This window comes from Pseudomonas sp. PvP028 (assembly GCF_017832255.1).
Lineage (GTDB): Bacteria > Pseudomonadota > Gammaproteobacteria > Pseudomonadales > Pseudomonadaceae > Aquipseudomonas > Aquipseudomonas syringae.
This window is the reverse complement of sequence record NZ_JAFIBL010000001.1, coordinates 4,615,035-4,634,339: the sequence shown is the minus strand read 5'-3', so window position 1 is coordinate 4,634,339 and position 19,305 is coordinate 4,615,035. Positions and strand designations below refer to the sequence as shown.

Below are 19,305 nucleotides of genomic sequence, written 5' to 3'. Positions count from 1 at the left end.
ATGAAACAGCTTGATTTGCAGGTTGTACAACAGGCGCGGGACTGGCTGGCCAGCGGCAAGGCCGTCTGGTTGTGTACGGTTCTTTCCACATTCGGTTCGGCCCCGCGCGGGCCGGGGGCGATGCTGGTGGCGCTGGGCAGCGGTGAGCATCGCGGCTCTCTGTCGGGTGGTTGCGTGGAAGAGGACTTTCTCGAGCGCGTTGCCGCGGGGCAGTTCGAGCCGGTCAATCAGGTGGTTCGCTACGGCGACGGCGGTTTTGCGCCGACGCGGGCCTTGCCGTGCGGCGGTGTGCTGGATGTGCTGATCGAGTTCATCGCGCCAGGGCCTGAAGCCGATGCACACCTGGCGGCCATCGAGCAGGCGCTGGCCGGGCGCGAGCTGGTCAGCAGGCAGGTGCAACTGGGCGGCGTGCAGAGAGCGATCGGGCCTGCGACGATGGGCGAGTCGCGTGTGCAGGTGGATGGCGAAAGCATCAGTATCCGCATGGGCGCGGTGTATCGTGTACTGCTCGCCGGACTGTCGCCAGTGGCAGAGTTCTGCGCCAGTTTTGCCGTTGCCATGGGTTATGAGGTGATCGTCTGTGACCCTCGTGTCGAGGTCACATCGGGGTTTTCAATGCCGGGTGTCGAGGTGCGCGGCGTGCTGCCTGCGGTGTTTATTGCCGAGGGCGGCTGCCACAGTTCGACGGCCGTACTGGCGCTGACGCATGATCCGAAGCTGGACGACCTGAGCATGCTCGAGGCGGTACGTACCGAGGCCTTCTACATCGGCGCGATGGGCTCGATGCGCACCAGCAGCAAACGTCTGGAGCGTCTGGGGCGAATTGGCGGGCTTGACGCTCAGGTCCTGGACCGGATCCACGCGCCCATCGGCCTGAACCTGGGCAGCAAGACACCTTCCGAGATCGCCATTGCGGTAATGGCCGATATCCTTCGGGTGGCCAACGGTGTCAGTCGTGCCGAGGTGTAAGGTGTTGCCGGCAGGCTTGTGCCAGCGCTGACGGGGTGTCGGCATCGCGCAGGATGCCAGGATCATCGCAATGCAGTAGGTCACACGCCTCGGGGTTGTCGATGATCAGGGCCTTCGCGCCCTGGTCGCCTTCCAGCTTGAGCAGCGCTGGCCAGAACCCGCGGCCGATGATCACCGGATGGCCGCGTTGGCCCTCGTGCATGGGCAGGACGATGCGCTGGGGATCGGCCATTCTGGCCAGGTCATGCAGTGTCTGCGGCTGTATCCAGGGCATGTCAGCAAGAACAATGGCAACCGCATCGGCAGAGGAGTCCATCACTGCCGCAACCGCGCTTGCCAGGCTGTGGCCCATCCCCAGTTCGGCGTTTTCGCTGCGGATGATCGTGACGTTCGAGGCAATCCCCAGCGCATCCGCCTGGTCATCAGGGCGTAATACCACCGCCGTTTTGCCGAATGCATTTTGCGCGTTTTCCAGGCTTGCCGTGAGCAGTGTTCGACCGCTCGGCAGAAGCGCCTGTCGTTTGTCACCAGCAAAGCGCCTGCTGCGGCCCGCTGCAAGGACCAGGGCGAACACTTCGGGGATCTGGCTGTCTATGCTGCTCAATCCGAAACCTTATGAGTGGGTGAAAGGAGAGGGCGCGCGCGGTTTACCCGTCGCACCCTGCAGTTCTGCTGATGCACGCACAATGCCTTATTTCGCTGCCTTGCCGGTAGCGGCACGAATCATGTTTTCGAGGGTTTCAAGTGGACAATCATATTCGTCCTGTCGAGCTGGAAAAAGCCTACCGTTTGCTCAACCACGGGCCGACCGTGCTGGTCTCATCCAGCCACGAGGGCACGCATAATGTCATGGCTGCGGCCTGGGCCTGTGCGCTGGACTTCTCGCCCCCCAAGGTGACGCTGGTCATCGACAAGATGACCAAGACCCGCGAGCTGGTGGAGAAGAGTGGCTACTTTGCCCTGCAGGTGCCCAATCTGGATCAATTGCAGATGACCTTCGACGTCGGCACCCAGAGCAAGGTCTTCACTCCGGACAAGCTGGGCAAGGCCAATGTGGATCTGTTCCGCATCGACGGTCATGACTCGCCGCTGGTCGCAGGCTGCTCGGCGTGGCTGATCTGTCAGGTCATTCCCGAGCCGCACAATCAGCAGGCTTACGACCTGTTCATTGGCGAAGTGGTGGGCGCATGGGCTGATACCCGTGTGTTCAAAGACGGGCACTGGGAATTTGAAAAAGCCGATCCGAAATGGCGTAGCCTGCATTACGTCGCGGGTGGGCATTTCTATACGATTGGTGAGCCTGCGGTGGTAGAAACAGGCGACGAGTAATCGCGATGTCTGGCCTTAACGATCCTTGCCGACCGTAACGGCCTCTTCGTGAGCAAGCTCACTCCCACACAAGCACACTCATCGCTCCCACAGATGCCCCCCGTGGGAGCGAGCTTGCTCGCGAAGGCGGATTGATTGATCAGCAAATTACTCAGCGGCTGCATCAGTCTCTTCGTGAGCAAGCTCACTCCCACACAAGCACACTCATCGCTCCCACAGATGGCTCCCGTGGGAGCGAGCTTGCTCGCGAAGGGGGATTGAGTGATCAGCAAATACTCAGCGGCTACACCTGCTCCTTGGTGAGCAACGCGGATCGCCATACCAGCCAGTCCCGCAAGGGCTTTGTATCTTCTGCACCCTCACTGACGATCCCGCCACACAGTCTGCGCATTGCAGAACTCGCGTACACCGAAGTGCGACAGCTCACGACCAAAGCCGCTTTTCTTCACGCCGCCGAAGCTCACGCGCGGGTCTGAAGCGCTGTAGCCGTTGATGAACACACCGCCGGTTTCCAGTTCCTCGGTCATGCGCTCGGCCTGTTTCAGGTCGCGGGTATAAATCGTCGCGGTCAGGCCGAAGTCGCTGTCATTGGCCAGCTCCAGGGCGTGCTGTGCGTCACGCGCGGTGATGATCGACGCTACAGGGCCGAAAAGCTCTTGCCGGAACGAAGTCATCTTATCGGTGACGTCACCGAGTACGGTAGGCTGATAATAATTGCCCTGGCCTTCGGCCTTTTTGCCGCCCAGCAAGAGCGTGGCGCCTTCGGCGAGCGTGTCCTGCACCTGGGCATCCAGCTCGTCGCGCAGATCGAAGCGCGCCATGGGGCCAATGTAGGTTTCGCCGGAAAGAGGATCGCCCGTTACCAGTTGACGCGTTTGCTCGACGAACCTGCGGGTGAACTCCTCGACCACGCCTTGCTCGATGATCAGACGCTTGGCCGCTGCACAGACCTGCCCGGTGTTCTGGAAGCGGCCAATCACCGCCGCCTTCACAGCCTGATCCAGGTCCGCGTCATTGAGCACGATGAACGGGTCGGAACCGCCGAGTTCCAGCACGCACTTCTTCAGTGCCGCACCGGCCTGGGCGCCGATGGCCTGGCCAGCACGCACGCTGCCGGTCAGGGTGACCGCTGCGATGCGCGGGTCGGCAATGGCGCTTGAAACGCCTTCCGGGCTCACGTTGATGACTTCGAACACACCCTCCGGAAAACCGGCACGCTTGAACGCCTCGAGCATCAGGTAAGCGCAGCCCATGACATTGGGCGCGTGCTTGAGCACGTACGTATTACCGGCCAGCAGGGTCGGAATCGCACCGCGCAGCACTTGCCAGATCGGGAAATTCCACGGCATTACCGCGAGAATAGGGCCCAGCGGACGGTACTCGATCCGCGCCTTGTCATGCTCGACCTGAGTCGCTTCGGCCACCAGCATCGCCGGGCCTTGCGCCGCGTACCAGTCGCACAGTTGGGCGCATTTCTCGACCTCGCCTTTGGCCTGCGCAACGGGCTTGCCCATTTCCTGGCTGATCATGCGTGCGATGTTGTCGACGTCATCGCGCAGGGCCTGACCCATGGCGACGATCAATTGCGCACGTTGCTGAACCGGCGTGCGCTTCCAGCCGGCAAACCCGGCAGCCGCCCGCGACAGGCTTTGATCCAGCGCGGCGGCGGATTCAAAGGCATAGTGGCCGATTTGCTCGCCGGTGGCAGGATTGATCGAGATTGCATGGGTGTTGCTGGTGACAGTAGTCATTGCGCCATCCTGTTGAGGTGGAAGTGCGACCAGAATATAGGCGTGCAATGCTTTCTAAAACTGAATAATAATGATAGTAACGTTCATGTTTGGAGAATGATATGGATCTGGTTCAGCTGGAGATCTTCAAAGCGGTGGCTGAACACGGCAGCATCAGCGCCGCGGCGCAGCACATCCACCGGGTGCCCTCGAACCTGACCACGCGCATCAAGCAGCTGGAGCAGGATCTGGGCGTCGACCTGTTCATTCGCGAGAAGCACCGCTTGCGCCTGTCTCCCGCAGGCTGGAATTTTCTCGACTACACGCGACGCATCCTGGATCTGGTGCAGGAAGCGCGCTCCGCCGTTTCCGGGGAGGAGCCACAGGGGCCTTTTGCACTGGGGTCGCTGGAAAGCACGGCTGCGGTCAGGATTCCTGCGCTGCTGGCCGCCTACAATCAGCAGAACGCCAAGGTCGAGCTGGACCTTTCGACAGGCCCGTCCGGAACCATGATCGACGGCGTGCTGGCCGGTCGACTGGTGGCGGCGTTCGTCGACGGGCCGGTGCAGCATCCATCGCTTGACGGCGTGCCGGTCTTCGAAGAGGAAATGGTCATCATCGCGCCGCTCAATCATGCACCGGTCAAGCGCGGGCGGGATGTCAGCGGAGAGAGTATCTATGCGTTTCGTGCCAACTGCTCGTACCGCCATCACTTTGAACGCTGGTTCACCGATGACGCGGCAGTGCCGGGCAAGATCCACGAAATGGAGTCCTACCACGGCATGCTCGCCTGCGTCAGCGCCGGTGCCGGGCTGGCGCTGATGCCGCGCAGCATGCTGGAAAGTATGCCCGGCTGCGCCACGGTCAGTATCTGGCCGCTGTCCGAGAAGTTTCGCTACCTGCACACCTGGCTGATCTGGCGCCGGGGTACGGTGTCACGCAGCCTGACCCGCTTCGTCGAGTTGCTGGAACAGCGCAGCGAGCCAGAAAACGTTTAACGGGCTGCAGAAACCCGCTCGGCAATCGCCGCGCCGACTTGCTGAGTCGAACGCATGCCGCCCAGATCCGGCGTGACGTCGCCGTTGGCGATCACTTGCTCGATGGCGGTGATGATTTCGTCATGGGCCGCGGTGAAGCGTTGGTCGCCCTGGCCGAGGAATTCGAGCATGAGCGCACCCGACCAGATCATCGCGATCGGGTTGGCGATGTTCTGGCCGAAGATGTCCGGGGCCGAGCCGTGAACCGGTTCGAACAGCGACGGGAAGTGACGCTCGGGGTTGAGGTTGGCTGACGGCGCAATGCCGATGGTGCCCGCGCAGGCCGGGCCGAGGTCGCTGAGGATGTCGCCGAACAGGTTGGACGCCACCACCACGTCGAAGCGCTCGGGTTGCAGCACAAAACGGGCGCAGAGAATGTCGATGTGTTGCTTGTCCCAGCTGATGCCGGGGTACTGGCTGGCCATCGCTTCGGTGCGTTTGTCCCAGTACGGCATGCTGATGGCCATGCCATTGGATTTGGTCGCCGAAGTAACGTGCTTGCGCTCGCGTTTGCTGGCCATCTCGAAAGCGAATTTGAGAATGCGGTCGACGCCGCGGCGGGTGAATACCGATTCCTGCAACACGAATTCGTTTTCGGTGTTTTCGAACATGATCCCGCCCAGCGACGAGTATTCACCTTCGGTGTTTTCCCGGACCACGACAAAGTCGATGTCGCCCGGTTTGCGATTGGCCAGCGGGCAGGGCACGCCGGGAAACAGACGCACCGGACGGATATTCGCGTACTGGTCGAATTCGCGGCGAAACTTGAGCAGCGAGCCCCACAGCGAGATGTGATCCGGGACCTTTTCCGGCCAGCCGACGGCGCCGAAGAAGATCGAGTCAAAGCCTTTGAGCTGTTCGAACCAGTCGTCCGGCATCATCTTGCCGTGCTTCAGGTAGTAATCGCAGCTGGCCCACTCGAAGTATTCGAACTCCAGTTCCAGCCCGTGCCGTGCGGCGGCGGCCTGCACCACGCGTACCCCTTCAGGCAGCACTTCCAGGCCGATGCCGTCACCAGCAATGGCAGCAATACGCAGTTTCTTGTTGTTCATGGCGGCGCTCTCTCTGAATCGATCCATTACGGGTGTGCGATGAATGAGTTGCACAGGCCATCCATGCTATAAGCGCACGATATAAAGATAATCAGCTGATTAATGTACTGAGAAAACACGAATCGTGAATAAATACCCCAGCCTCGATGATTTGAATGTGTTCGTTCATGTGGCCCGGCGCTCGAGCTTCGTCGGGGCTGCGGATGAGCTGGGCATGTCCGCTGCTTACGTCAGCAAGCGCATCCGTTTGCTGGAGCAGGGCATGGGAGTGGTGTTGCTGCACCGCTCGACCCGGCAGGTGTCGATTACCGAAGATGGCGAGCGCGTCTACGAGTGGGCCAGGGGGATGCTCGACTCAGTGCAGCAGATGGGCGAAGAGGTGGCGGCATTGCATGGCGAGCCGAGTGGCTTGTTGCGGGTCGTCAGCAGTCAGGGCTTCGGCCGGCGTTTCGTCGCGCCGGCGTTGTCTGAGCTGGCGTCGCGTTATCCGAAGCTGGATATCCGTCTGGACATTCAGGACCGGCTGGTCGATCTGATCGAGGAGGGCGTCGATCTGGATATCCGTGTCGGCAACGAAATCGCCCCGCACCTGCGCGCCAGGCATCTGGCCAGCAACTGGAGGGTTCTGTGCGCGAGCCCCGGCTACCTCAACCTTCACGGCACACCGCTCAATCTTGGCGAACTGGCCAATCACGATTGCCTGGTGATCAAGGAGCGCGACCGGCCATTCGGCATCTGGCACCTCAACGGGCCGCAGGGTGCCGAAACCGTCAAGGTGACCGGCAGCCTGTCTACCAACCACGGCGAAATCGCCCGTCAGTGGTGCCTGGACGGGCGCGGGGTGTTGCTGCGTTCGCTGTGGGATGTGCGCACTGACCTGGCCGAGGGCCGGCTGGTTCAGGTGCTGCCGGATTACCGCCAGGATGCAGACATCTGGGCGGTGCACACCTCGCCGCTGATGAGTTCGGCCAAGGTGCGCGTCACGGTGGAGTTTCTGCGCGACTACCTTGCCCTGCATCCTTCGCCCGTCAACCACTGAGGCACGCCACGCAGCGTCAGTGCGTGCCGGCCGCCTTGTTCAGGTCGCTGTCGGTCCACTCGGTGTAGATGCACGCGTCTGCGGCTGCCCAACGCACGCGCACCGGGTCGCCCGTCTTGAGTGACATGCCGTTCGCGGAAAGCGCCTTGACGGTCATGGCAGTGCCTCCGGCAGTGACCACCGAGCACGTCTGGCTCTCGCCGAGGAAAAGCACTTCAGTGACCGTGGCGCTTACCTCATTCCAGCCTGCTTCGAGCGGCATGGCGGCTGCCTGGGACACACTCAGTGCCTGGGCTTTCTCCGGGCGCACCATCAGCAGCACGTCCTGATCGGTCTTCAGCCCTGCGGTCAGGCGAATCGCCAGTGTGCTGCCTTCGAAGGTCGCCACGGCATTGCCTTGGGCCTTGAGCCTGAGGAAGTTCGAGTTGCCGAGAAACGAGGCGACGAAGGCATTCGGCGGATCCTGATACAGGTCATAGCCCGAGCCCAGACCGACGATCTTGCCATGGCTGAAGATGGCGATGCGCTGTGACAGACGCATGGCTTCTTCCTGGTCATGGGTCACGTAAACGATGGTGATGCCCAGCCGGCGATGCAACTGACGCAGTTCGTCCTGCAGGTCTTCGCGCAGTTTCTTGTCCAGTGCGCCCAGAGGCTCGTCCATCAGCAGGATGCGCGGCTCGTAAACCAGCGCCCGGGCGATGGCGACCCGCTGCTGCTGGCCGCCAGACAGTTGCGAAGGGCGACGATGAGCGAAGGCTTCGAGCTGAACCAGCTTGAGCATCGCATCGACTTTCTTCTCGCGCTCGGCCGCAGGCAACTTGCGGATTGCCAGCGGAAAGGCAATGTTGTCGCGTACCGACAGGTGCGGGAACAGCGAGTAGCGCTGGAACACCATGCCGATGTCACGCTTGTGCGGCGGCACATTCACCAGCGATTTGCCGCCCACCAGAATCTCGCCCGAGCTGGGCGTTTCGAAGCCGGCGAGCATCGACAGCGTGGTGCTTTTTCCCGAGCCGCTGGAGCCCAGGAAGGTCAGGAATTCACCGTCCTGGATGTCCAGAGAAATGTCGTCGACAGCGGCGAAATTTCCGTAGTGCTTGTTCAGATTACACAGGCTGACCAGTGTGTTCTGGTGCTGATGGGCGGGGTCTTTGATCACGGCACTCATGAAGTACTCCTGGCTTCGTTGCGGCGACGCAGGGTCGCGGCGATGAACATGATCAGCACCGACAGGGCGATCAGCAGCGTTGAGGCGACGGCGATGACCGGCGTCAGGTCCTGACGCAGGGTGGTCCACATTTTCACGGGAAGGGTTTGCAGGGTCGGGCTGGCCATCATCACGCTCAACACCACCTCGTCCCACGACACCAGGAACGCGAACAGCGCACCGGCCATCATGCCCGGCCGGATGCCGGGAAAGGTCACCTTGTAGATGGCCTGCAAGCGTGAAGCGCCGCAGATGACCGCGGCATCCTCGATGGACTGGTCGAACAGCTTCAGCGAATTGATGATCGAGATGATGGTGAACGGCAAGGCAACGATCACATGGCTGACGACGAAGGAAAACAGCGTGCCGGTGTAACCGAGCTTGAGAAACAGCGCGTAGACCGCGACAGCGATGATCACCAGCGGCACGATCATCGGCAGTGTGAAGACGCCGTACAGAAGGTCACGCCCCGGAAACCGGCCACGCACCAGCGCGAACGCAGTGGGCAGGCCCAACGCCACCGAAGCGAAAGTGGTCAGGATCGCGACCTTGAAGCTGGACATGGCCGCGGCCATCCAGTCCGGATTGGAAAAAAACTGCTGATACCATTTCAGCGTCCAGCCGGGCGGCGGAAACACCAGCCACTGCGATGAACCGAACGACAGCAGGACGATGAACAGGATCGGCAGCAACAGGAACAGCGCGATCAGGGCGGTGGTCAGGTACAGGCCCGTACGCAAGCCGGGGCTCATGGCATTGGGTGTCAGGAGCATGGCGGTTTACCTCGCGTTGCTGGCGCCGACCGGTGATTCCGGCTGGAGCTTCAGGTAGAAGTAGAACAGCACCAGCGTGATCAGCACCAGCAACGCAGCGGCGGCACTGGCCAGCCCCCAGTTGAGGAACGATTGCACCTGCTGGACGATGAATTCGGGCAGCATCATGTTCTGCGCGCCGCCGAGCAGCGCCGGGGTGACGTAGTAACCGAGCGACATGACAAACACCATCAGGCCTCCGGAAAACAGCCCCGGACGGCACAGTGGCAGAAACACTCTGAAAAAATTGCTCCACGGGCTGGCCCCGCAGATCGAACCCGCCTGCAGCACCATCGGATCGATGGCCTGCATGGTCGCCTGCAACGGCAGGACGATGAACGGAATCATGATGTAGCTCATGCCGATCACCACACCGGTCAGGTTGTGCACCATTTCCAGCGGTTGATCGATGATGCCCATGGCCATCAAGGCCTTGTTGACGACCCCGGAGGCCTGCAACAGCACCAGCCACGAATAAGTGCGGGCCAGCAAGCTGGTCCACATCGACAACAGCACGATATTCAGAATCCAGCGTCCCCAGCCGCGCGGCACCAGGGTGATCACCCAGGCAAGCGGGAAGCCCAGCAGCAGGCTGAACAGCGTCACCAGGCCCGCTACGGAAAAGGTATTGAGCAGCACCCGCGAGTAGGCCGAGTTGGCAAACAGTTGCTCATAGTTGCCAAGGCCCGGCACCGGTTCAAGCACGCCCCGCAGCAGCAGGGCGATCAGCGGGGCGAAGAAGAACAGCCCGAGGAAGATCAGCGCCGGAAGCAGATTGCGGCTGCCGCGCCAGCGCTGCGCGAGGGAAGGGGATGGCAGCATTCCCGGCGCCTTCTGGCTGGCCGCGCCAGCGGTGCTGGAAGCACCCCCGGCCGGCATGGATTGACGAGGAGCAACCGCTGTCATTTTTACTTGACCAGCCATTCGTTCCACCGTGTCGCGATATCAGCGCCATTCTTGGCCCAGTATGCGAAGTCGAGAGTGATTTGATCGGCAACGTGCGCGGTCGGCAGGTTAGGTGCCAGCGTAGAGTCCAGGCGCGCAACGCTCTGGGTATTGACCGGGGCATAGGCACTGAGGTTTGAGAAGTCCGCCTGGCCTTTGGCGCTGGTCGCATTGGCGATGAACTTCATCGCGGCGTCCTTGTTTTTTGCGCCCTTGGGAACGACCAGAAAATCCGCCATGACCAGGTTCTGCTTCCAGCTCACCCCCACCGGGGCGCCATCCTGTTGCAGGGCGTAGACCCGACCGTTCCACATCTGCCCCATCGACACTTCACCGGAGGCCAGCAGTTGCTGGGACTGCGCACCGCCGCCCCACCAGACGATATCCTTCTTGATGGTATCGAGTTTTTTGAAGGCGCGGTCGAGGTCCAGCGGGTAAAGCTTGTCGGGGGCTACACCATCGGCCAGCAGGGCCAGTTCCAGCACGCCGGGGCTTGGCCACTTGTACAGCGCGCGCTTGCCAGGGTAAGTCTTGGTGTCGAACATCGCGGCCCAGTCACCAGGCGCCTTGCCGCCGACTTTGCTTTCGTTGTAGCCGAGCACGAAGGAGAAGAAGAACGAACCGGCGCCGTGGTCAGTCACGAAGCGTTTGTCGATCTCGTCGCGTTTGATGGTGGTGAAGTCCAGAGGCTCCAGCAGGCCCTCGCTGGCGGCGCGCAGGGCGAAGTCGGCTTCAACATCGACAACGTCCCACTGCACGTTGCCGCTTTCGACCATGGCCTTGAGTTTGCCGTAGTCAGTAGGACCGTCCTGCACGACGGTGATGCCACTGGCCTTGCTGAATGGAGCCGCCCAGGCCTCCTTCTGGAAGTCCTGCGTGGAGCCGCCCCAGCTCACGAAGTTGACGCTCTCGGCGGCAATAGCGGCGACACTCGAGAAAGCCAGCACGCCTGCGGCCAGGACTGCTGTTGCACGTTTGTTCAACACCATTTTTACGCCCTCATTTGTTGTGTTTTGAGCGGGCTTTTCTTGCCCGCGTAATCGGGAGCAGTAGGTCCAATGGGCCTTGAAACCTTGTACGGGTCAGGTGCTGTTATTAGTGCTGTCCCTTGCCGGGCGCGTCTGACCAGATCTTGTATTTATGGAATGTCATATTATGGTATTCCAAACTTTCTGCAAGCGTTTTGCCCTGTCAAAACGCCTTCACGGTGGGTTTTCTGATCAGTGCCTGTGGTTGCAGGCGGCGGATTATCTGGCGCGCGCGCCAGGCGTTTACGTGGTCAGCCGGGAAACGGAATACTTTCAATCACTTCCAGATCGTAGCCGGTCAACCCGGCGTATTTCAGGGGTGGACCAAGGTGGCGCAGCTTGCCGACGCCCAGGTCCTGCAAGATCTGTGCGCCCGTGCCGACCTCGGAATAAATGCGTGATTGCGAGCGGGTGTATTGGCGGGGCGGCTGGGTGAGCTGCGGAATGCGCTCCAGCAGCGCTTGAGACGATTCGTGATTGGCCAGCACCACTACCACACCGTGACCTTCTTGCGCGACACGTTGCAGGGCGGCCCAGAGTGTCCAGTTGGCAGGGCCGTTGTATTCGGCACCCACCAGGTCACGCAGCGGGTCGACAACATGCACGCGCACCAGTGTGGTGGCGTCGCGACGGATGTCGCCCATCACCATGGCCATGTGCACGCCACCTTCGATACGGTCTTCGTAGCTGAACAGACGGAAGGTGCCGTGCACGGTCGGCAGTTCGCGCTCGCCAATCCTGACGATGGTGTGTTCGGTGCTCAGGCGGTAATGGATCAGGTCGGCGATGGTGCCGATGCGGATGCCGTGCTTTTTGGCAAACACTTCCAGGTCAGGTCTTCTGGCCATGCTGCCGTCATCATTCATGACTTCAACGATGACCGACGCTGGCGTGAAACCGGCCAAGCGGGCCAGGTCGCAGCCCGCTTCGGTATGTCCGGCGCGGGTCAGCACGCCGCCGTCACGCGCGCGCAATGGAAAGATATGCCCTGGCTGCACCAGGTCTTCCGGTACTGCGTGCGGGTTGACGGCGGCCTGAACGGTACGCGCACGATCTGCCGCGCTGATACCGGTGGTCACCCCCGTGGTGGCTTCGATGGACACTGTGAACGCCGTGGCGAATACGCTGCCGTTGCTGGGCACCATCTGCTCCAGGCCCAGACGCTGGCAGTGTTCGTCGGTCAGCGTCAGGCAGATCAGACCGCGCGCCTCGCGGGCCATGAAACTGATTGCCTGCGGCGAACAGCAATCGGCGGCGAGCAGTAGATCGCCTTCGTTTTCCCGATCCTCATCGTCGACTAGCAACACCATCTTGCCCTGGCGGTAGTCTTCAATGATGTCTTCGATGCGATCGAACGCCATAGTCAGTTTCCCGGTTTTATGGGTGAATGAATCGTGGTATACCATAAGACAGAATATTTCACAGATTGCCTATCAATGAAACAGTGAGATCGCGATGAAAGCCTATTGGATTGCACACGTTGATGTGACCGACCCCCAGCAGTACAGCGAATACACCCAGCGCGCGCCCGCGGCTTTCGAGCTGTTTGGTGGCAGGTTCCTCGCGCGCGGCGGGCGTTCCGAGGCGCTCGAAGGGCGTGATACGCCGCAGCGCACGGTGATTATCGAATTTGAATCCTACGAGAAAGCGGTGGCCTGTTATCGGTCGCCCGCGTACCAGCATGCGATGAGCCACAGGCAGGGCGCTTCAAAGGCCGAGATCGTGATCGTCGAGGGGCAGTTTTAAGCGTTCAGTTGCGAGCTGAAAGCTTCAGGCGTTCATCGGATGAAGTGCACTTTGCCGGTGTCGTCGTTACCGATATAAATGCCGTAGACACCCGCCTGACGTTCTTCGATATAGCGTTCCAGTATCTGGCGAATGGCGGGGTAATAGATGCTGTCCCACGGGATGTCTTCGGGGGCGAAGAATCTGTAGTCCAGGGTTTCCGGGCCGAACCGGCCGGTCACCTCCAGCGCGATGGCACGGAACACGATGTAGACTTCGCTGATGCGCGGCACGCTGAAAATAGAGTAGGGCGAAAGGATCTCGGCGCGCACACCGGTTTCTTCCCAGACTTCGCGCAGCGCCGCCTGCTCGGTGGTTTCGCCGCTTTCCATGAAGCCGGCAGGCAGTGTCCAGGTGCCGGGGCGCGGCGGGATGGCGCGCTGGCAGAGCAGGTACTTGCCTTCCTGCTCGATGATGCAACCCGCGATGATCTTCGGGTTGACGTAGTGAATGTACTGACAGCCGCCACAGACAAGTCGCACGTGTGTGTCGCCCGATGGCACACGCTGAGCCAGATCAGCGCTACCGCACTGGGGACAGAAGCGCGGTGTGGCCATTTCAGCGACCTATGCGAGGTTCTTTCAGCGCGACGGGGGCGACGATGTCGCGGACTTTGCTGTCTTCGTCCTGCTTGGATTTGAGGTATTCCAGCGCCACGCGCGCGGCGTTGCGTACGTGATCGACCGACGCCTGGTGCGCGGCCAGCGGGTCGCCGCTCTTGATCGCTTCGACCATGAGCTCCATTTCCTTGTTGCTGGCACCGCGGCGGTTTTCCTGGGATACCGAGGTGGCGCGCAGGTAGCTGATGCGCGCCTGCAACTGGCGTAGCTGGGTCGCGGCCACATGGTTGCCCGAGCCTTCCAGCAATACATCGTAGAAACCCTGGACCGAGTCGATCACCTGCTGCAGTTCGCCTTCCTTGAGCGCCTGGCGATTTTCCTCCAGGGCCTTTTCAAGTGCACGGATGTCCTTGGGCTTGGCGCGCAGGGTGAACAGCTGAACGATCAGGCCTTCCAGCACGCAACGCAGTTCGTAGATATCGCACGCATCAGCCAGCGTGATGATTGCAACACGCGGGCCTTTGGCATCGGCGAACTCGACCAGACCTTCGGATTCCAGATGGCGCAGTGCTTCGCGCACCGAGGTGCGGCTCACACCGAGGCGGTCACACAGATCACGCTCGACCAGACGATCACCCGGCAGCAGCTGAAAGTTCATGATTGCGCTGCGCAGCTTGTCCAGCACGATCTCGCGCAGCGTGACGGGGTTGCGGTTGACCTTGAAGGTGTCGTCGAGAGGCAGGCGTTTCATCGGGTGTGCTCGGAATGGGGCTGTCAAAGTAAAAACGTGACTGGAAATAAAGTCTCGCTCATGTCGGCAACCCGCACACTGCGCGGGCTGCTGCATGGCCCGGACGGATGAACCCGGGTCGCGGCCGAGTTTATCACGCCCATGCCTGCAACCACCAAAACCGCCCTGAGCCGCCTCAGACGATGGCTGGCAGTGCACCCATCTTGCCCCGGTGATAGACCATCGGTGTGACCGGTGTCGCCGGCAGGATCAGGTTTTTCACCTGACCGACAATGATCGCGTGATCGCCGCCGTCGTATTCGCGCCACAGCTCACACTCGATAATCGCCGTGGCGTTGCTGAGCAACGGGTTGCCCAGCTCGCTCAACTGCCACTCGATGCCCTTGGTCTTGTCCTTGCCCTTGCTGGCGAAGGCATAGGCTTCTGTCTGTTGATCGGCAGACAGCAGGTGAATCGCGAATTTCTTGCTGTCGCGCAACACCGGGTAAGTGTCCGATTCGTAGTTGGGGCAGAACAGCACCAGTGCCGGGTCGATGGACAGCGCGCTGAATGCGCTGGCAGTAATACCGAACAGGTTGCCCTCTGGGTCCAGGGTGGTGACGATGGTCACGCCCGAAGGGAATGACGCCATGACTTCTTTGTAAATACCGGGTTCTATCATCGCAGCGGCCTCTTTAACGCATGACAAATGGATCAGGCATGGGCGCCTGCGAAAGGTTGATCCACACCGTTTTCAGTTCGGTGTAGGCCAGCACGGAGTCTATCCCGCTCTCGCGACCGTAGCCGCTATTTTTGAAACCACCGATAGGCGCCATGGCCGACACGGCTCGATACGTATTTACCCAGATGATACCTGAGCGAATATCCCGCGCCAGACGATGTGCGCGTCCCAGGTCGCGGGTCCAGATTCCGGCGGCGAGGCCGAACTGGGAGTCGTTGGCGATGGCCAGCGCTTCGGCTTCGTCCTTGAAACGAATCACCGATGCCACCGGGCCGAACACTTCTTCCTGCATGATCTTCATCGAATTGTGATCGCACTCGAACAGCGTAGGTTCATAGAACCAGCCCTTGCTGTCCAGCGTCGGTCGCTTGCCGCCCAGGCGCAGGCGTGCACCTTCGGCCAGCGCGTCGGCCACCAGGCCTTCTACCACGGCCAGTTGCTGGGCAGTGGCCATCGGGCCCATTTCAGTGTCTTCATCCTGCGGATTGCCTATGCGAATCCGGCTGGCGCGCTCGGCCAGGCGTTCGACGAACTCGTCGTAGATTTCGTCCTGCACCAGCAGTCGCGAGCCGGAAACACAGCTTTGTCCGGACGCCGCGTAGATGCCGGCGACGGCGCCATTGATGGCGCTGTCCAGGTCGGCGTCGGCGAAGATGATGTTGGGTGATTTCCCGCCCAGCTCCAGTGACAGTTTGGCAAAGTTCTCCGCGCTGCTGCGCACCACATGTCGCGCAGTAGCCGCGCCACCGGTGAAGGCTATCTTGCGCACCAGCGGGTGCCGGGTGAGGGCCGCGCCAGTGGTCGGGCCGTAACCGGTGATGACGTTGACCACGCCAGGCGGAATGCCGGCTTCAAGTGCCAGACGCGCCAGTTCAAGCACGGTGGCGGAGGCGTGTTCCGAAGGTTTGAGGACGATGGTGTTGCCAGCAGCCAGTGCTGGTGCCAGCTTGATGGCGGTCAGGTACAGCGGGCTGTTCCAGGGGATGATCCCGGCCACCACGCCCATCGGTTCGTGCACGGTGTAGGCGAACAGATCCGGCTTGTCGAGGGGCAGGGTGCCGCCTTCGAGCTTGTCAGCCAGCCCTGCGGTGTAATGAAAGAACTCCGGCAGGTAGCCGACCTGCCCGCGGGTCTCGCGAATCAGTTTGCCGTTGTCGCGGCTTTCCAGCTGCGCCAGTTGCTCCTTGTTATCGGCGATCAGGTCGCCCAGCTTGCGCAGCAGCTTGCCGCGTGCCGTGGCCGTCAGGCCGCGCCAGGCCTGACCCTCGAAGGCTTTCTGGGCGGCCTGAACGGCCCGCTCGACATCGGCTTCGTCAGCATCCGGCAGTTGCGCCCAGGGTTCGGCCAGCGCCGGGTCGAGGCTCTCGAAGGTCTTGCCGGACAACGCATCGACCCACTGACCGTCGATGCACATCTGAAAGCGGGTAAGGCTCATGCAACAATCCCCTTGATCGAATGGTGAGCGGACGCTGGCTTGTCGAGGCCGATCTTTTCGAAGAAACCGAGCAGCGCCTGGTTGACCAGACGTGGCGATTCAACCGGCATCATATGGCGTTGATCGGGCAATATCGCGACGTCGGCACCGGGGATACGCGCGGCCAGTTCGCGGGCCATTTGCGGCGTCGATCCCGGGTCAAGTTCGCCCGTGGCGATCAACGTCGGTGCGCGAATATCGCCCAGATCCTCGGCGCGGTACATATCCTGAGTGGCGAACAGCTTGTACGTGGTCAGGTAACCCTGCGGATCGTTGCTGGCCAGGTTGTGCCGAATGGCCGCAATCTGCGCCGGGCTGGCTGCCTGATACTCACGGCTGAACCAGCGAGACAGCGCCTCGCCCGCGTTGGCGTCCGGGCCATGCTCGGCCGCCTGGCTGGTGCGCGCAATGACGCTGGCACGCTGTTCCGCGCTGCGATTGAATACGCTGTTGAGCACCACCAGCCCCGACAGGTGCTCAGGGAACTCCAGCGCGAACGCACGCGCCACCAGACCGCCCATCGAGAAACCGACGACCGCCGCGTGCGGCAGCTGCAAATGCGTCAGCAACTCGTGCAGTTGTTCGGCGTAGCCCGGCAGGCCCGTCTCCGGGTCGGGGCGGGGGCTGGCACCGTGGCCGAGCATGTCATAGGCGATGACCTTGTAATGCGTGGCCAGACCGACGATCTGGCCGCCCCACATTTCCTTGTTCAGGCCCACCCCGTGAATCAACACCACGGGGTGACCTTGGCCGGTAGCCAGATAGCTGGTACCCGCCGGGGTGTGTTCAGCGGTGAGCTGAATCATGGATCGCTCCTGCGCAGAGGTTAAAGATGATCGGGCCACGAGCCCTTCATGAGTTACTGGGCTTTTTCGGCCGCCAGCTCTTCCAGGTCGATATAGCGATTGCCGATTCGCGGGTGCAGGCGTCCGCCATTGGCGGCGCCAAGGACTACGATGATTTCGTCGGCACGCGGCGAATCCTCGATGTGCATTTCCAGGGTGATGTAGTGCGAGCGCAGCCCTTCATCGTCCTTGTGCATCATCGGTATCTGGATCGACGTACCCGGGCCGCCGCGTTTGTTGGTGAAGCTCAGGTAGCTCTTGGCCTTGACGGCATCACGGTAATGATTGCCAAAGCGCAGGGTATGAATCACGGCCGATGCGTGTTCGATTTCGCCTTCCGCACCGACCACGGCAGCCTTGCCGTAGGCCTCGATCTTCTCTGCACCGCCAATCGCGTCGGTGAGGCGTTTGACCATCAACTCGCCCAGTGCGGAGCAATTGGCGCGAATCTCCGGTTTCAGGTCTTCGACGAAACCACGGCCCAGCCAGGGGTTCTTGATCACCGCCGCCAGCCCGATCATGGTGACCGGCTTGTCGGTGGCCTTGCCGCCCTCGATGAAGGTTTCTTCGGTGTACGTGACGATCTTGCGAATTTCAAAGCTCATGAACGACTCCCGGAGCAGATGTCTTTGTATTTCGTCTGATGGTATACCATAAGATTGTGCGTGCAAATCCTTTATTTGCGGCGAATATAGGGCCTGTCGTTCACCTCGTTTACCTGGATCGAGGCGCACGCACAGCTCTAGCTCGCGCTCATCGACGACCATTCGTCAGGTGCGAAGGCAATCGCTTTGAACAGGCGTCTTCTGGTTGTGACAGATATTCGGTGAGCCCTAAAAAGCCCCATCGAATTTTTCACCAAGGAGACTCCGAACATGAAAGCCATCGTCTATGGCGGTCCGCGTGACGTCAGTGTCAAAAACGTACCGGATGCGAAGATCCAGAAGCCAACAGATGCTCTTGTCAGAGTGACCTCCACCAATATCTGTGGCTCGGACCTGCACATGTATGAAGGCCGTACGTCTTTCGAGACCGGGCGCATTTTCGGCCATGAGAACCTCGGCCAGGTGATTGAAGTCGGCGCCGGCGTCGACCGTATCAAGGTGGGCGACTGGGTGTGCCTGCCGTTCAATATTGGCTGCGGCTTTTGCGAAAACTGTGAGAAGGGCCTGACCGGTTATTGCCTGACCGCCAACCCTGGTAGCGCGGGTGCGGCTTACGGTTTTGCCGACATGGGCGATCATGAAGGTGGCCAGGCCGAGCTGTTGCGTGTGCCGTATGCCGACTTCAACTGCCTGCTGTTGCCCGAAGATGCCGCCGAGCGTGAAGAAGACTACGTCATGCTCTCGGACATCTTTCCGACCGGTTGGCATGCCACCGAGCTGGCCGGGCTGCTGCCTGGCGAAAGCGTTGCCATCTATGGTGCCGGTCCGGTCGGTCTGATGGCCGCCCACTCGGCAATGATCAAGGGCGCCTCGCAGGTGTTCGTGGTCGACAACCATCCAGATCGTCTGGCACTCGCGGCGAAGATGGGCGCGACGCCGATCAACTCGCTGGAGCAGGGCGCAGTGGATCAGATCCTCAATCTGACCGATGGCAAAGGCACTGACCGAGGCTGTGAGTGCGTCGGTTATCAGTGCTGCGACCGCCATGGCCACGAGGCCAACCACGTCACCATGAACAACCTCGTTGCCTCGACCAAAGCGACGGGTGGAATCGGCGTCGTGGGTGTTTTCGTGCCGCAGGATCCGGGCGCCAAAAGCGACCTCGCGAAGGAAGGCAAGATGGCCTTCGACTTCGGTTCGTTCTGGTTCAAAGGCCAGCAGATCCGCACCGGCCAGGCCAACGTCAAGGCTTACAACCGTCGCCTCGCCGAGCTGATTCACCACGGACGCGCCAAGCCTTCGCAGATCATTTCCCATCGTCTGAAGCTTGAAGAGGGCCCTGACGCCTACAAGCACTTCGATGCACGTGATGAAGGCTGGACCAAGGTCGTGCTCAAGCCAGGTGCGTGATAA

General features: G+C 61.1%; 20 protein-coding genes. 6 read left to right on the top strand and 14 right to left on the bottom strand.

All coding sequences use genetic code 11. The features are described from left to right. Positions 1-969, top strand: coding sequence for an XdhC family protein (locus tag JOE34_RS19820; protein ID WP_046266647.1), 969 nt, complete (start codon positions 1-3; stop codon positions 967-969). On the opposite strand, the gene JOE34_RS19815 is transcribed toward JOE34_RS19820, so the two are convergent. Continuing rightward, a complete protein-coding gene (locus tag JOE34_RS19815) occupies positions 950-1,573 on the bottom strand; it encodes a nucleotidyltransferase family protein (protein ID WP_074907732.1) in 624 nt (207 codons plus the stop codon). The genes JOE34_RS19820 and JOE34_RS19815 overlap by 20 nt on opposite strands. Positions 1,574-1,713: 140 nt before the next feature. On the opposite strand from JOE34_RS19815, the gene JOE34_RS19810 reads away from it, so the two are divergent. Continuing rightward, the gene (locus tag JOE34_RS19810) at positions 1,714-2,298 is read left to right on the top strand and encodes a flavin reductase family protein (RefSeq protein ID WP_209996487.1); all 585 of its coding nucleotides are present in this window, start codon (positions 1,714-1,716) and stop codon (positions 2,296-2,298) included. A gap of 359 nt (positions 2,299-2,657) precedes the next feature. Here the strand turns inward: JOE34_RS19810 and JOE34_RS19805 are convergent, their stop codons facing one another. Next, a complete protein-coding gene (locus JOE34_RS19805) occupies positions 2,658-4,049 on the bottom strand; it encodes an aldehyde dehydrogenase family protein (protein ID WP_209996486.1) in 1,392 nt (463 codons plus the stop codon). 101 nt (positions 4,050-4,150) lie between these two features. On the opposite strand from JOE34_RS19805, the gene JOE34_RS19800 reads away from it, so the two are divergent. Beyond that, complete coding sequence (locus JOE34_RS19800; RefSeq protein ID WP_003410140.1) at positions 4,151-5,026, top strand: LysR family transcriptional regulator; 876 nt, start codon at positions 4,151-4,153, stop codon at positions 5,024-5,026. Here the strand turns inward: JOE34_RS19800 and JOE34_RS19795 are convergent. Beyond that, positions 5,023-6,117: a tartrate dehydrogenase gene (locus JOE34_RS19795; protein WP_010411268.1), complete on the bottom strand. Its 1,095-nt coding sequence runs from the start codon at positions 6,115-6,117 to the stop codon at positions 5,023-5,025. The genes JOE34_RS19800 and JOE34_RS19795 overlap by 4 nt on opposite strands. A 124-nt stretch (positions 6,118-6,241) precedes the next feature. On the opposite strand from JOE34_RS19795, the gene JOE34_RS19790 reads away from it, so the two are divergent. Beyond that, positions 6,242-7,156: a LysR substrate-binding domain-containing protein gene (locus tag JOE34_RS19790; RefSeq protein WP_017278227.1), complete on the top strand. Its 915-nt coding sequence runs from the start codon at positions 6,242-6,244 to the stop codon at positions 7,154-7,156. A gap of 16 nt (positions 7,157-7,172) precedes the next feature. Here JOE34_RS19790 and JOE34_RS19785 read toward each other — a convergent pair whose 3' ends face one another. The 5 genes from JOE34_RS19785 to ribBA all read right to left on the bottom strand — a co-directional run bounded on the left by JOE34_RS19785 (position 7,173) and on the right by ribBA (position 12,512). Beyond that, entirely contained in the window at positions 7,173-8,327 is a 1,155-nt protein-coding gene (locus tag JOE34_RS19785) for an ABC transporter ATP-binding protein (RefSeq protein ID WP_096113900.1), read from the bottom strand. Continuing rightward, a complete protein-coding gene (locus JOE34_RS19780; RefSeq protein ID WP_003317997.1) occupies positions 8,324-9,139 on the bottom strand; it encodes an ABC transporter permease in 816 nt (271 codons plus the stop codon). The genes JOE34_RS19785 and JOE34_RS19780 overlap by 4 nt, the downstream gene beginning before the upstream one ends. A gap of 6 nt (positions 9,140-9,145) precedes the next feature. Beyond that, the gene (locus tag JOE34_RS19775; RefSeq protein ID WP_017278225.1) at positions 9,146-10,102 is read right to left on the bottom strand and encodes an ABC transporter permease; all 957 of its coding nucleotides are present in this window, start codon (positions 10,100-10,102) and stop codon (positions 9,146-9,148) included. Then, positions 10,087-11,112 carry an ABC transporter substrate-binding protein gene (locus JOE34_RS19770; protein ID WP_003317999.1) on the bottom strand — a complete coding sequence of 342 codons (1,026 nt, stop codon included), beginning with the start codon at positions 11,110-11,112 and terminating at the stop codon, positions 10,087-10,089. Before JOE34_RS19770 ends, JOE34_RS19775 begins: the two co-directional genes overlap by 16 nt. A gap of 290 nt (positions 11,113-11,402) precedes the next feature. Next, complete coding sequence (ribBA, locus tag JOE34_RS19765) at positions 11,403-12,512, bottom strand: bifunctional 3,4-dihydroxy-2-butanone-4-phosphate synthase/GTP cyclohydrolase II (RefSeq protein ID WP_010411300.1); 1,110 nt, start codon at positions 12,510-12,512, stop codon at positions 11,403-11,405. A 94-nt stretch (positions 12,513-12,606) separates the two neighbouring features. On the opposite strand from ribBA, the gene JOE34_RS19760 reads away from it, so the two are divergent. Beyond that, positions 12,607-12,897: a DUF1330 domain-containing protein gene (locus tag JOE34_RS19760; RefSeq protein ID WP_010411302.1), complete on the top strand. Its 291-nt coding sequence runs from the start codon at positions 12,607-12,609 to the stop codon at positions 12,895-12,897. 32 nt (positions 12,898-12,929) lie between these two features. Here the strand turns inward: JOE34_RS19760 and JOE34_RS19755 are convergent, their stop codons facing one another. The 6 genes from JOE34_RS19755 to JOE34_RS19730 all read right to left on the bottom strand — a co-directional run bounded on the left by JOE34_RS19755 (position 12,930) and on the right by JOE34_RS19730 (position 17,892). Next, entirely contained in the window at positions 12,930-13,493 is a 564-nt protein-coding gene (locus JOE34_RS19755; RefSeq protein ID WP_004403846.1) for an NUDIX hydrolase, read from the bottom strand. Between the two features lies 1 nt (position 13,494). Continuing rightward, positions 13,495-14,247, bottom strand: coding sequence for a GntR family transcriptional regulator (locus JOE34_RS19750; RefSeq protein WP_003410157.1), 753 nt, complete (start codon positions 14,245-14,247; stop codon positions 13,495-13,497). A 175-nt stretch (positions 14,248-14,422) separates the two neighbouring features. Next, complete coding sequence (locus tag JOE34_RS19745; protein WP_003420850.1) at positions 14,423-14,908, bottom strand: flavin reductase family protein; 486 nt, start codon at positions 14,906-14,908, stop codon at positions 14,423-14,425. A gap of 13 nt (positions 14,909-14,921) precedes the next feature. Then, the gene (locus JOE34_RS19740; RefSeq protein ID WP_044312894.1) at positions 14,922-16,403 is read right to left on the bottom strand and encodes an aldehyde dehydrogenase; all 1,482 of its coding nucleotides are present in this window, start codon (positions 16,401-16,403) and stop codon (positions 14,922-14,924) included. After that, a complete protein-coding gene (locus JOE34_RS19735) occupies positions 16,400-17,248 on the bottom strand; it encodes an alpha/beta fold hydrolase (RefSeq protein WP_046266650.1) in 849 nt (282 codons plus the stop codon). The genes JOE34_RS19740 and JOE34_RS19735 overlap by 4 nt, the downstream gene beginning before the upstream one ends. A gap of 53 nt (positions 17,249-17,301) precedes the next feature. Then, complete coding sequence (locus JOE34_RS19730) at positions 17,302-17,892, bottom strand: amino acid synthesis family protein (protein ID WP_003348679.1); 591 nt, start codon at positions 17,890-17,892, stop codon at positions 17,302-17,304. Between the two features lie 270 nt (positions 17,893-18,162). Here JOE34_RS19730 and JOE34_RS19725 point away from each other — a divergent pair, with 270 nt between their 5' ends. Then, positions 18,163-19,302, top strand: coding sequence for a glutathione-independent formaldehyde dehydrogenase (locus tag JOE34_RS19725; RefSeq protein ID WP_003318011.1), 1,140 nt, complete (start codon positions 18,163-18,165; stop codon positions 19,300-19,302). The last annotated feature ends 3 nt before the right edge of the window (positions 19,303-19,305 follow it).